The organism is Psychromicrobium ferritrahens (assembly GCF_043789415.1).
Classification (GTDB): Bacteria; Actinomycetota; Actinomycetes; order Actinomycetales; family Micrococcaceae; genus Renibacterium.
On record NZ_JBDLLW010000001.1, the window covers coordinates 214,576 to 227,160 of the forward strand.

At 54.2% G+C, this 12,585-nt stretch carries 16 protein-coding genes; 8 read left to right on the plus strand and 8 right to left on the minus strand.

From position 1 onward, the window contains the following. Positions 1-116 precede the first annotated feature (116 nt). Both ABDK06_RS00995 and ABDK06_RS01000 read left to right on the plus strand, forming a co-directional pair. Positions 117-761: a TetR family transcriptional regulator gene (locus ABDK06_RS00995; RefSeq protein WP_394938005.1), complete on the plus strand. Its 645-nt coding sequence runs from the start codon at positions 117-119 to the stop codon at positions 759-761. A gap of 80 nt (positions 762-841) precedes the next feature. Next, on the plus strand, positions 842-1,222 hold the full coding sequence (locus ABDK06_RS01000; protein ID WP_394938007.1) for a hypothetical protein: 381 nt from the start codon (positions 842-844) through the stop codon (positions 1,220-1,222). A 117-nt stretch (positions 1,223-1,339) separates the two neighbouring features. On the opposite strand, the gene ABDK06_RS01005 is transcribed toward ABDK06_RS01000, so the two are convergent. The 4 genes from ABDK06_RS01005 to ABDK06_RS01020 all read right to left on the minus strand — a co-directional run bounded on the left by ABDK06_RS01005 (position 1,340) and on the right by ABDK06_RS01020 (position 4,135). Further along, on the minus strand, positions 1,340-1,495 hold the full coding sequence (locus ABDK06_RS01005) for a zinc transporter permease (protein WP_394938009.1): 156 nt from the start codon (positions 1,493-1,495) through the stop codon (positions 1,340-1,342). 3 nt (positions 1,496-1,498) lie between these two features. Then, on the minus strand, positions 1,499-2,356 hold the full coding sequence (locus tag ABDK06_RS01010) for an aminoglycoside phosphotransferase family protein (RefSeq protein WP_394938011.1): 858 nt from the start codon (positions 2,354-2,356) through the stop codon (positions 1,499-1,501). Between the two features lie 64 nt (positions 2,357-2,420). Then, complete coding sequence (locus ABDK06_RS01015) at positions 2,421-3,206, minus strand: alpha/beta fold hydrolase (protein ID WP_394938013.1); 786 nt, start codon at positions 3,204-3,206, stop codon at positions 2,421-2,423. A gap of 50 nt (positions 3,207-3,256) precedes the next feature. Further along, positions 3,257-4,135, minus strand: a complete 879-nt coding sequence (locus tag ABDK06_RS01020; RefSeq protein ID WP_394938015.1) for an EamA family transporter — start codon at positions 4,133-4,135, stop codon at positions 3,257-3,259. 286 nt (positions 4,136-4,421) lie between these two features. Here ABDK06_RS01020 and ABDK06_RS01025 point away from each other — a divergent pair, with 286 nt between their 5' ends. Next, the gene (locus tag ABDK06_RS01025; RefSeq protein WP_394938017.1) at positions 4,422-4,982 is read left to right on the plus strand and encodes a DinB family protein; all 561 of its coding nucleotides are present in this window, start codon (positions 4,422-4,424) and stop codon (positions 4,980-4,982) included. Between the two features lie 313 nt (positions 4,983-5,295). Beyond that, positions 5,296-6,054, plus strand: a complete 759-nt coding sequence (locus ABDK06_RS01030) for a hypothetical protein (protein WP_394938019.1) — start codon at positions 5,296-5,298, stop codon at positions 6,052-6,054. Positions 6,055-6,722: 668 nt separating this feature from the next. On the opposite strand, the gene ABDK06_RS01035 is transcribed toward ABDK06_RS01030, so the two are convergent. Then, positions 6,723-7,196 carry a MarR family winged helix-turn-helix transcriptional regulator gene (locus tag ABDK06_RS01035; RefSeq protein ID WP_394938021.1) on the minus strand — a complete coding sequence of 158 codons (474 nt, stop codon included), beginning with the start codon at positions 7,194-7,196 and terminating at the stop codon, positions 6,723-6,725. Between the two features lie 124 nt (positions 7,197-7,320). Here ABDK06_RS01035 and ABDK06_RS01040 point away from each other — a divergent pair, with 124 nt between their 5' ends. Continuing rightward, positions 7,321-7,938, plus strand: coding sequence for a nuclear transport factor 2 family protein (locus tag ABDK06_RS01040; RefSeq protein WP_394938023.1), 618 nt, complete (start codon positions 7,321-7,323; stop codon positions 7,936-7,938). A gap of 134 nt (positions 7,939-8,072) precedes the next feature. Here the strand turns inward: ABDK06_RS01040 and ABDK06_RS01045 are convergent, their stop codons facing one another. Next, entirely contained in the window at positions 8,073-8,603 is a 531-nt protein-coding gene (locus tag ABDK06_RS01045) for a MarR family winged helix-turn-helix transcriptional regulator (RefSeq protein WP_394938025.1), read from the minus strand. A 97-nt stretch (positions 8,604-8,700) separates the two neighbouring features. Here ABDK06_RS01045 and ABDK06_RS01050 point away from each other — a divergent pair, with 97 nt between their 5' ends. Beyond that, complete coding sequence (locus ABDK06_RS01050) at positions 8,701-9,486, plus strand: SDR family NAD(P)-dependent oxidoreductase (RefSeq protein WP_394938027.1); 786 nt, start codon at positions 8,701-8,703, stop codon at positions 9,484-9,486. A 192-nt stretch (positions 9,487-9,678) separates the two neighbouring features. Here ABDK06_RS01050 and ABDK06_RS01055 read toward each other — a convergent pair whose 3' ends face one another. Then, positions 9,679-10,365 (minus strand): Pr6Pr family membrane protein, encoded by a 687-nt coding sequence (locus ABDK06_RS01055; protein WP_394938029.1) that lies wholly within the window; start codon positions 10,363-10,365, stop codon positions 9,679-9,681. A gap of 46 nt (positions 10,366-10,411) precedes the next feature. On the opposite strand from ABDK06_RS01055, the gene ABDK06_RS01060 reads away from it, so the two are divergent. Continuing rightward, the gene (locus ABDK06_RS01060; protein ID WP_394938031.1) at positions 10,412-10,897 is read left to right on the plus strand and encodes a hypothetical protein; all 486 of its coding nucleotides are present in this window, start codon (positions 10,412-10,414) and stop codon (positions 10,895-10,897) included. Between the two features lie 25 nt (positions 10,898-10,922). Beyond that, positions 10,923-11,114 (plus strand): DUF4177 domain-containing protein, encoded by a 192-nt coding sequence (locus tag ABDK06_RS01065; protein WP_394938033.1) that lies wholly within the window; start codon positions 10,923-10,925, stop codon positions 11,112-11,114. Positions 11,115-11,422: 308 nt separating this feature from the next. Here ABDK06_RS01065 and ABDK06_RS01070 read toward each other — a convergent pair whose 3' ends face one another. After that, positions 11,423-12,571: a S1 family peptidase gene (locus tag ABDK06_RS01070; protein ID WP_394938035.1), complete on the minus strand. Its 1,149-nt coding sequence runs from the start codon at positions 12,569-12,571 to the stop codon at positions 11,423-11,425. Between the last annotated feature and the right edge of the window lie 14 nt (positions 12,572-12,585).

A 12,585-nucleotide genomic window follows, 5' to 3' on the forward strand; every position in this document is an offset into this window, starting at 1 on the left:
TCTGCTGCCTGGCGTACCGCCAAAGCAATGAGACGAAGATAACATGAATTCAGAACAACTGACCTAAATTTAGAAGAATTCGTTCGACGCCGCCGTACAACGCACCGAGGAGCAAGATGGAGAAGGAACAGCTTAACGCTTCCAGCGAGGTTCCCCTTGAGCTGGAACTCCAAAGGTTGCGCAAGCGCGGCCCCTACGCGAAAACCGCGAGCCGGCAGCGCAAAATCCTGGAAGCGGCGGCTCAGGTCTATGCCGAATACGGCTATTACGGCAGCTCATTGCGTGAGATCGCAGCCAAAGCGGGGATGAGCCTCTCCACTCTGACGCATCACTTTGCTAGCAAAGAAGAGATCCTGATGGCGACTCTGGAGCAACGAGACGCCGATGGGGTGAGTCTTCACTCAGTGCGCACTGCCGCGGATTTCCGACGGCAAGTGCTCAATCAGGCCAAGGCCAATGAAAAGTCCAGCGCGCTGATCGGCCTTTATTCAGTTCTCTCGGCCGAATCGACCACTCCCGATCATCCAGCGCGTAGCTACTTCATCGACCGATTCTCGGTGGTTCGGCGGGACTACAGCAGAGTCCTGGAGCTGCTCCGGGATCGTGACGAGTTACGCCCCGGGCTCGACCCCCGGCTGACCGCGATTTCCTTGGTTGCACTCTGGGATGGCCTGCAATTGCAATGGTTACTCGAGCCGAAAACCGTGGATGTCGTTGCGCAGCTATCGATCTTCCTCGACCTCATCCTGGTTTCCGACTGAAGCTCTTTTATTTTCGATAGCCTCTCCGATAAAGTGATTTTCAGTTGATTTCAAGGAAACTCCGAGGAAGAAGTCCGAATATGGCAGCAAGTACCGAACTCATCATCGCCGGTGGTCTGGAAAATTCCATCCCCTTCGTGATCTCCAGCCTAAAGAACGCCGGTTTCAAGGCATCATCGACCCAGCCCGGCGTCGTTAAAGTCGAGCGGGGAAGCATGGGCATGACCCTCGCCTTCGGCGCCCTCTCGGGCAGCAAATTCCATGTCTCCTTCACCTTCGTTTTCCGCATCGACGAGCACGGAAATTCTTGTTTCCGTTTCGACTCGGACGGCGCCTTGGGCGCGGTCAAGGGCGGCGCCATCGGTTACGCCAAGACGAAGAAGGTCTTCGAAGAAGCGATCAATTCGATCCGGGTAGCGGCGAGCGGCAACGGCATCCTCCTGGCCGACCGGCAAGTCTGATCGCTGCCGCCTGGGTGCAGTGAGCCAACCCAGGGATCCGGTATTGGGAGGCGTCAGTCGACGGAATAAGCAGAGGGGGCAGACGTTGACCGTCCGCCCCCTCGAAAAAATCTGGCTTTAGTGCTCGTCGTAGTGGTCTTCATGCTGATGGTGTTTATGACCATCGTGAAGATAGTCGACATGGTCTTCGTGCTGCACTGCCTCGTGCTCGCAATCGGTGCCATGCTGATGTTCTTGCACACTGTGCTCGGCCGCTTGATGTTCTGTACTCATCGTTCATCTCTCCCTTGTGTTCTCGAGGCGACTTCCGGAATCTGATGTGAAAAAGAAATCACCTTGCTCTCCATCATGATGCCCCGTTCGAGTGGATTGCAATAGATCCGGCCTGTCCGCTCGCTCAGCACAGCCTGCTCGCAGATAAGCGGCATCCTTCAGATACGTCTTTGCGTGCTCAGCCAGCTCGGGCCTTCCACCAGTCTCTGAACGGGTCGTGCTGAACTCCGCTAGATCCTCAAGCCGGGCGATGACGGCCTGGACAAGCTGCTGGGCAGTGAAATCCCAGCTATAGGCTTGCAGCAGCAGGTCGATTCGTCGGCCGGTATTGCTCATGAGCTTCCCGGGAGCGGCGTCGACATTCTCCGGCGAGGCCAGCGGAACCAGACGATAGGCGAGATAGCACAGATCCCAGAGCCGAGAACCTGGAGAAGCGGTGTCGAAATCGATCAATCCCACAAACCCGCCATTCCGGCAGACAAAGTTATAAGGTGCGAAATCGTTATGGCAGATCACTTCCTGCTGACCGTGCGGAGGTAACTGCCACCGGGCAGCCAGCGGTGCGAAATCTACCGTGGCATTGTGAAACTGCCGCAGAGCCCGAGCTGAATTCTGCAGGAGTTCATCGCTCCACACCCAAGACGGCAGGGGATAGGCAGGAACCTCTCCCGGCAGGAAGTCGAGGATCTCCCGGCCCTGTTCATCCAGACCGTGTGGCCGAGGTACCCAGTTCACGCCGTGATCATGGAGATGCTCCAACAGCGCATGGATCGTCTGCGTCCATGGCCCGGAGGGGCGGCGAACGGTGTTCCCGCTTCGAACCACGGTGTTCATATTTCCTCCGCTGAGTTCTTCTTCCACAGCACCAGCCTAGTTCTGCCATACACTTCGGCAGAAGCGATGGCTCAGTACGGTTCGGGAGGAGTTAGCCGTCGAGGAAAGCGAGGATCATCGGCAAAGTGCGCCGCATCGCACTGAGGTCACCGGCGGCAGCCATCACTTCGCCGAGGTAGTCACCATGGTTGCCCGGCAGGATCAGAAGCCTGGCGTTCGGGATGATCTCAGCGAGCTCCAGTGCGTGGGCCGGCCTGACGACGTCGTGATCGGCAGAGATGACCAGAGTGGCCGCCTCGATTCGCTGGAGTTCGGCGCGGGGGACGTCCTTGAACCCGATGAGCATCTGTTCGCGGTCAAGGGAGAACATCCTTTCGGCGTGCCCAGGATCACCACTGGCCTTGAAATCGGCGTCCTTGTAGAGCTGTGGGAGGCTCTCGAACGTCGCAGCTTCCATCCCCGCCCAGAAACCTTCGATCATGCCGTCACGACGAAACGGTGCAGAAGCGACGATAAGCCGCTTCACCAGCAGGGGATGACGGATGGCGAGTTGCAGGGCGACCTGGCCGCCGTTGCTGAAGCCCAGGACATCAACGGATGGGACGTCCTGTTGACGCAGTACAGCGGCAACTGCGTCCGCTGAGCCTTCGAATGAAGCCGGACGATCTCCCTCGCTACTGTGCCCATGACCTTGCAATTCAACGGCGAGCACCTGCCGGGATACTGACAACTCGGGCAATAGTGCACCCCAGTTCGATTCAATGGTCGAACCACCACCGTGAATCAACAGCAGCGGCCGACGATCCGGCTGCTGCTCGCCATGCCATTCAGAATACAAACCCGGCCCTGCCGCCTCAAAGTCGTTCGCTTCAGTCATAGTCGCCAGCTTAACAGCGGCAACTCCCTGGGTCTTCCGGGCGCTCCGGCTCAGTCCGGCCGCGGGACGCCCTCGGTTCTCGTCCGGCCGCTGCGCCAGATGATCACGGCTCCTGAGATGATCACCAAGAAGATCCCGATCACCACCTGGAGCGGTAGCGACTGCCGCAACGTAAGAGCACCGGTGATCGCGGCCGCCATCGGATCGATGGCGAACAGGGTTCCGACGATCCGCGGCGAGGTCAGCTTAGTCGCCAGAAAGTCCAAGGTGAAGGCCAAGGCGACGCCGAGCAGACCGGAGGCAAGGACAGCGAGCCAGTCAGGGACCTGTAACTTAGGTGCGGCCTGAATCGAGAACGGTGTGAGCAGGAGTGCGCCAATGCTGACGGAGAGCGCGAGTCCCTGGATGCCCTCGCTGCTTTCGCCCACCTGACCCGCCATCAGTGTGTATGCGGCGAACGCCACCGCGGCGCCGAGTGCATAGCAGATTCCTAGAAGATCGAAGCTGCCGCCCGGGTTGGTCACCAAGGCGACGCCGAGCAGGGTCACCAGGGGCAAGAATCTTTCGAGGCGTCCTTTCGCCCCGAAACATGCCACCGCGAGCGGACCGAGGAACTCCAAGGTGACAGCTGTTCCCAGCGGAAGACGTTCAAGCGCGTTGTACAGCAGCACATTCATCGCGGCCATCGCTATCCCGTAGAGCAAGATCCCACGCCAGGTCTTTTTGCTCAGTCCGCGGATTCTGGGGCGAGCGATTGCGAGCAGCACGACGGCGGCCATCGTCAATCGGAGTCCGCTGGTACCGATGGTCCCGGCCGTGGAGAACACGGTACTGGAGAGCACCGACGACAGCTGAATACTGATCGAGCCGATGAGCACGAAGAGCGCACCCAAGGAGGCACGTATTCTGGGGGAGTGGTTGAGCAGCATAAATATCCGTTTCCGAGCAGACCGGAGGCACCGGCCATGAGATGAATGGGTCGGTTTGCGACGGGTAGCCGCTCAGAAATCAGGAGGGATCAGCGGTACCGGTCAGCGGATACCGGAAGGTCCTCTGCGGGCGCTGCAGCCCAGATTGCTCATCGGATGCATGCTGAAACTATATCTTCTCGGCGCCGCGAGGCGGCAAAAAATGACAGCATACGCATCTTGGGCAAGCTAACGACAAATCTACTTTCCCTAGTCAGCCAGCTGCTAATCGGTCAGGATGGAACCCATGAACGAACAGCCCGCGCGATGGACCGAAGCAACCGTTTACCCCGATATGTGGGCCGATCCGGAGAAGGACCCACGCAATAGCGAAGGCCCTAGCCCGGACGGCGAGCTACCGACATTGCAGGATTACACGACGAGTTATCGGATGACCCTCCTGATGAAATGCGAAGGGTTGAATCCAGGGCAACTGGCTCTACGTTCGGTTCCGCCGTCGACCATGTCCCTGCTCGGTTTACTTCGCCATCTCGCCGAGGTGGAACGAGACTGGCATAACTGGATCGGGGACGAGGATCCGCTGCCTAAGCTCTACGGCAAACGCGATGCTGACTTCGATGAAGCCGCGGCCGAACAGCTTCAGGTTGACGCCGCCTATGCCGATCTGGCGAGGGAGCAGGCATCCACCGATGCGGCCTTGGCCAAGCACCCTGATCTGAACGAGCGGGTGGGGGAGCACCAGATCGCTATTCGGGAACTCTTGGTGCACAGGATTGAGGAATACGCCAGGCATTGCGGGCACGCCGATCTCTTGCGCGAGTGCGTGGATGGCAGAGTCGGCCAATAAGAGGCCAGAAGTTCGGTCGGCTATTCGGCAGAATGCCTGGGGGCGAACCGTGAACGAGCGTTACCGGGATTAAGGGTCTGGTCCATTGCTTCCGATAGATTAGCGGAAACTCTGGCAGCGTGAAGATAGCTCAATTCCGCTGAGCACTTTTCTAAGCAAAACAGCTTTCTAGATACCGTCGGTTACCCATATCTATGCATCTTTTTAAAGGATCAATGTAAAAATCATTGACGGTAAGTGAACTTGGGTGCAAACTAAAATTGTCATTTTATTTGACGTTCATTGAGCTATTCAAATTTGAAGGGTGCGTGTTATGCTTTTTGTAATCCACCGTCCTCGCTCAAAGCCTCGACGTCGTTCACTCGCTATTGCTCTCACCGCAATGATTTCAGCGGTCATGGTCCTACCGATTGTCGCTATACCCGCAAACGCCGCCGCCACTGGGAATCATGTCCCTGGACCAGGTGGCAAAGAAGCGTATTTTACCGCTGGCTACAAGACAGTACCAGGGGCATCTTCGGAAAGTGCTATTACGGTACATAACCCTTATTCTGATTTCTGCTATGACGCTAGCGCTTATCAGAAAGGGAACGCCTATAATAGCGTTGTAAATTTCTCCAATAACTACTTTCTCACGCTATATCAGGATTCGTTATGCTTGGTTCCCTCTGAAAGCATTTCCGCTTCAAAAGGCGATCAAATCTCAACCCAGCGGAGCTTCCGAGCGGTAAAATTTACCCAGAAACCTCAGGTAGTCCTTCCGCTCGTTGACCTCGGACTTCAGCCGACCCTCAACCGATCAACAGCAACCGTTAAAGTTATTATCAACTTTCTAGTGCTGACTTTGACTAAGCCCGTATTCAACGACTGCATACAGGTTTCCCAGAATCGTTTTTCAAACGATAACCCGAATCTCGGAGCCACGGCGGTTCTTGTAACCACGGTCGGGACGGGAATATTAACTGCATATACCGATAAAAACTGTGGAAAACCCATGAGTACCGTTCCACTACAAGGACTCAGCGCCATCTCATCGGAAGCTACTATTCTCTCTATTAAATTCCGCCCTTAATCAGTCGAGTGCTCTGAATATCTCGACCTAATCTTCGGTGTTGGGGGCCGTCACATGATCTGACGGCCCCCAACACCGAGGTATCTGGTATACGGTCCTGAGCCCTTCCAGCTGCCCTGAAACAAAGCATATTTCCAGCAGTCTCTTCAACCTGGCCAACAAGCCAAGAATGCCGCATAGTAAGACCAAGAAGGTAATTCAGATAATTTCAGGAGATCAGCGATCTAGCTTACGGAAAAAAAATATCCTTAATCAGTTTTGTATTATTTGATTTAATGAGCATCTCGACTGGACCCTTAACGCGTGTCATGTTTTGAGTCGCTCCTGACCGAGCTGGTACGCAACCGCAGTCTGGCCTGCGGACCCGGCAGGAGAGGGCAGGATGCCACGACGGTCGGGGATGGCTCGGTGTTGGGCTCGATTTATGCACCGCCATCTTGTCCTTGCCCGGAATGCGGAACTTCCTTGATGGATGAGTCCGTGATTTCGCCACATTATTAAATGACGGAGCTGCTCAGTTGCGCGCCATTCTTGCAGTGAGCAGTGTTCCTGGGTTGACGATTACTCAACATTTTCTCAAGCTGAATGCCTTCGAGAACATCCCTCGGGAATCACTACTGCAAGCCGCTCTAAACCTTGGAGAGAAGAAGCCTCCGCGAATTCTCAGCTCAACGACGTGAGTGATAATGCACGGGCAAGTCTTCACCAAGTTCAGCGAGCACGCGGTGCATCAACTGAGAGGCTGATTGCAGCACTTCAGAATCAACATCTTCCAACAGCTGGTCAATCACGGCATTCACGGCCAAGCCGGCTTCACGAGCCACCACTCTGCCCTTAGACGTCAGACTGATGGTATAGCTACGCCCATCGCGGGCATCAACTCGTCGCTCGATGAGTTCATCAGCCTTCAGGCGACGAAGAATATTACTGAGCCCTCCGGTAGTAAGCAGCAATCTGGAAGAGAGTTCTCCGGGCCGGATCCCGCCCTCTTTATGACTCATCAGCGCACCGAGGACATCCAGTTCAGCACTCGAGAGCCCATGCGGATTCAGTGCATTAGCAATGGGCCGTTCCATCAGAGCTTGCAATCTCGCGGTGTGCTGAGCCAGGGAGAGGGCTGCCACTTCACGCATCTCATTCATAGGACTACTTTATGTCAAATTACTTTCATGATACCTTTCGTAAAAGATACTTAGGAGATGAAATGATGACAACTATCGAGAATGCAAGAATTTTTAACGGCTCATCCGCAGAGGAGCAGATCCAATGAGCCGCAGTGATGAAATCACCGAGATCAGCCAACTCATCCTGCACGAGAGGCAGGGACGGGACCGTGGTTGGTGGCAGCAGATGCGCGAAGCCTTCGCCCTTGATTCAGCGGTCAAGATCTCTTGGTACAGGGGAGACGGTCCCGGTTTCGTCACCAGCTCGGAACGCATGAGCGGCGCGGGGGACACCGCCGTTCACCGGCTCTCTCCTCCATCCATCCACCTGAAGGGTGCTCGCGCGATCGCGGAACTATCCTGCGGAGTCGAGCTCCAAGTGGAGATCCATGGTATTCCAGCGCATTTAATCTCCTACGCTCGACTGAACTATCGCCTGCATCAAGAAGCCGCCGGGTGGAAGGTGGTTCAATTCGATGCGATTTACGAACGTGACACCCTCACTCCAGCATTTCCGGGGGATCAACTGCAGATCGACAAAGCAGAAGCAACCAAGTACCGGCCCAGCTACGCCCTACTGGCCTACTATCTCCGGAGCCAGGGATACGACGTGAAGGATGATCTACTGGGCGACGACGAGCCGCAGCGAGTGGAACTCTTCTACGACGAACTCCGAGAGTGGTTAGAAGCAGAACCCCAGAGCGCCCACTCGAACCTGTAGCTGCCAGGCCTCCTGGCCGACTGAGATCCCGAGAAAAACCCTTTGATCGCAGGGCGGAAATTGCCTTTGAACGAGACGGCTATCCCGGTTCAATCCCAAGGAATTAACACTATGCGCCATCGACAGCAACTCCCTCAGCTTGAGGTCTGACGATTCCTGGAAGATCGCGGGACCGGGTCAGGTGACCATTCTCCGCCCTCGCGAATGGCACTAGTGATTCCTCGACAGATAGAGAATAGCTGACTGCTTTGCTCCTTTGTCAGAGCATTGAAAACTATACTTCTGACCAGTTGAACATGCCCGGGAGTGGCGTCAGAAACGATCTGATGCCCTTGGACTGTCAGCGTGGCGCGAGTGATCCTACCATCCTCCGAGTCAATGGATCGAACCACCCACCCAGGCTTCTCTAGTCGAGTTATTGATCGAGACAGTCTGGAGAGAGTGCTATTGGCGTACTCCGCGAGGTCGCTGAGTCGAAGCGTGCTCAATGGAGCTTTAGAAAGTGCGAACATCACCCCGTAGTCAAAATGACTTAGCTCTGAGTCTCGCTGAAGCTGAGCGTCAAGCGTTGCTGGCAACCACTCCAAGAGGGTGGCCAACGCAGACCACACTCGAAGTTCTTCTCGATCAAACTCAGTCAATCTTTCCTGTGCATCCATGACCATAGCCTAGCCGATTACTTGCCTAAGCAAGTGATTTAATCTAAAATTACTTGCTCAAGCAAGTTAATGGCTGCCTGAGCAGCGGATAAGGACATGAAGCATGGATCTCAACCTCGCCCAGAAGAAGGTTTTCATTACAGGCTCAACGCAGGGGATTGGCTATGCAGTGGCGGAGAAGCTCCTCTCCGAAGGTGCCTCGGTTGTCATCAACGGGCGCACCCAGCTAAGCGTTGAGAAGGCGATTGAGCGCCTACGGATGACAATTCCAGATGCTGATCTCAGCGGAATCGCCGCTGATTTCTCGAAGAGCGAGGAGGCCGCTTCGTTACTGGAAAAACTTCAAGAAGTAGATGTCTTGATCAACAATGTCGGCCTGTTCGGTCTCGGAGAATTCACCGACCTTAGCGACGATGAGTGGATGCGTTACTTTGAAGTCAACGTTCTCGCCGGCGTCCGACTTTCCCGCCAGCTGCTCCCAGCCATGTTGAAAAGGGGATGGGGGCGCATTATTTTTATCGGGACCGAATCAGCAGTCGATGTACCCGCCAATATGATTCACTATGGAGCCACCAAGGCAGCAGCTCTCGCAGTCAGCAACGGCCTTGCGAAACTCACCCGCGGCACCGCGGTAACCGTCAATACCGTGCTCGGCGGACCAACTTATTCCGATGGCGTCGCCGAAACGGTCGAGAAGATCGCAGCAGCGCAGTCGACGTCAGTGGAGGAGTTAAAGGAGGCACTCGTGCGCCATACCTCACTCATTCAGCGCTTCCTCGATCCATCGGAGGTCGCTCATCTCGTGACGTACTTGGCAAGTCCGCTCGCCTCGGCCACCAATGGGGCCGCATTGCGAGCAGATGGAGGGGTCCTCCCGACCATCCTCTGAGCCACTTGGTGGTGGCGTCAGAATTCCCTGAGCGCTATTACAGGCAATGTTTCGCCATCGGCTCGCGAATTGTTGTGGATGCTCAATACTTACCCGCTACTGATTGCCGGGCTGGTAATCTCGATGGATTATTTAGCCGATCATGAATGTAACCTATTCCAGTCATTTTATCAGGATCCCTAGACTAGAAAACTAGTTTATTGATTTCCGCTTGAAGCGACTCAATACTTGATCGAAGAAGAAATAAATATAACCTAGAATGAGGAACAGCAAGCCTACAAGCGCAATATTCAACACTGTTTGAGGCCAACCAAGGACATCTGCATCGACAATAGGATAGGGGAACCAGTTGATCGTAATTCCGCGCCATACCGTGTACGCCAAGTAAATTATCGGGATAATTAGAAGTGCCGGAACATTCGCGAGCCGATTCAATCTTCTCGACGAAAAAAGGAGCCAACCAAGCATCACCATTAGAGGGCCAATGATATGTACTGCAGGATCGCTAATGACTCCCAAGCCTTGCGGTGGTTGATGCCCCGGAACGTAATTGAGTATAAAATTCTGGATAAACCACACCACTGTTGCGCTGACAACAGAAAACAGTCTCAAGGATGGCCAGAGCCGACCCCCTTTTCTCATCGGATGCAAAGTGAGCATAGCAGAGATAATCACCATCAGCCATGCGTTAATATTAGTAAAGTACCCAATGTAATTTCCCAAAGAGAATAAAGGATTCTGACCGAATTCCGCGCTCGAAAATGTTTCGATTAGGCCTAAGATGGCGCCAGTTAGTGCGACAACAAATGTTGAAAAATACCAGATTCGTGGGAGCAAAAGTTGTGTCTCACTTTCGGCATTGGTTCGGTAACTCGTCATAATATTCCCTTACTACTGCGGTGTAACTCAGAAATTGAAAACTTGAATGCTCCAGCAACACCCGGAAGGGTACAGCTTAGCTGTATTGTTGATCCTGGGTTTAGCTGATCCCGGATTGAACTATAGCGAACGACCTGCAAGTATTAGCGACAGAGGTAGTCGCAGCACTCGCGACAGCAGTGTCTACGGCAATGCATTCGGTGGTGACACCGTACTGGGGATACCGGAATTTGCTCGGCTACCCGCCGATGCAGGTGAAAACACCAGAGATCAAGTGACTGAGCGGCTTATCCCCGTCATTCGAGACCTTTGGGAGCGCTATCCAGTGCTGTCTCAGCCAGGTTCGGAGCTGTCAGGCGGGGCAGCGCATGCCGAACACACCATTCGAGTCACGCTCGAGGAGGTTGACAACGTGGCCCAGTTCGACGTCCTCAAGCGCGCGGGGGAGAGGCTTCTCAGCATGCAGGCTTCGGGCACCTGGAATCAAGCAGCGGGAATCAACCAGAAAAGCCCCTGGAAGATCTGCAATTAAACACCAACCATCAGGAGAGAACATCATGACTCAGCAGTGGAACTACAAAGTGCTGACCTACAAACTCACCATGAAAGGCTTCGACTACAAGCAAATCGAACAGGATCTCGATGGCTTGGGGCAAGAGGGCTGGGAGGCTTTCAGCACCCTCGCACCCAGCTTCGGCGCCGGCCAAGCAATAGAACTTGCCGTCATGCTGAAGAAGGTCTCCGGATAGCCGCCCTTGCCTCCCAGATCTTGACCGCGCGGAAGCGTCGAGCAGCAAGAGCGCCGGGCATTACCAAGTGCAGAACTTCTCCCGAGCACTATCGTCGGAGAATTTCAGTGGGGAACTGATTAATCTTCGTACTGGAGGGTCGCTGGAGCGGATATGGTGCACGACTAGCGTTCTCGAGGATGGGTTACCGCGGGTTGTGATCTGCGGCGATATGGACTTTTGGACGATGCTCTCAAGATAAGACCCTGCCCTCGGGATCAAGAGAGCACCGCCCAAAAGGCTAGACTGTCTCTACTCGCCAAGGTGGTTTAGAAGTATTTGACAAAACCGACAGACGATACGGTTTTGTATCCGGTTGGAGCTCCGGGTACTTGGGTTTGAAGTACATCGCATCTGCCCGAATCGGCTGGCTTGAGCTTAGGAATGATATCGGCGGAGATTGATATTTTTCCGTCAGGATTGTCTTTTTTATTCCCTTTCCCTATCCAGGCACCACGTGGGTCACCACCGGAAATAGAAACTTTCCATCTCTCAGGAACCTCGCCGTTAGCTAACCTGCACACTATGGGTTTCGACAATGATGAATCTGCGATAACAGTAGTTACAGGAACACGCGAGTTGATGGTGGTCGGGATGAGGTCAAAAAGATGCGGATCTAAAATCATTTGCTTATACTGAACCACGTCCTGAAAGGCCTGAACCGGATTTAACGGGTCAGCGCAATAAGGTTCCTCTTCAGTCGCGTTTACCCAAGAAGCCACCGCGACAACGTTGCCTTTCGCATCAACTAGCGGACCACCTGAATCACCAGAACAGGCAGAGTCTTGACTTGCCACTCGTTCGGGTTGAAAACATTCCATTCCGCCCGGTATTTTTTGAAGCATCTTTGCCGAGCAGGTAGTCGAATCTATATTGCGCAGCTTCAAAGTCTTGAGAGGGTCACTGAGTGCAGGCGAGTCGCCTTGTGTGACGCCATGCCCGAATGCCTGATAAATTGCCCCTACTTTCATAGGGGTATCACTGATCTGCGCCACTGAAACACCCTCGACCGGGCGTTCTAGTCGCAGGACCGCCATATCGTCTTGGACAGTCTGTTGATTTCCTTCATTCAGAATCTTATAATTGGGTAGATGAACAATCCCGGTAATTCCGTAAGGATTCTGATCTGACCAGGATTTTAATTGGGCGATACTTCTGTCTCCGACACTTATATACTTTGGGTTCTTGTCATCGACGCAATGCGCGGCAGTTAGCACTCTATCGGAAGCCACTAGTACGCCACCGCAATCATAACCGCCATCATTTTCTGCTTTAAAGAGGCCGGCGAAAGCAGGCATTTGTCCTGCTTCGGCAACAGTTCCGCCTCTCACTGCGTAAGCCGGGGAAGCAAAAGTGAAACAAGCACTTACGGTAAATAACGAAATAGATAATAATGCTAAAAGTCTTAAAGATTTCATTAAAATAGCTCCAG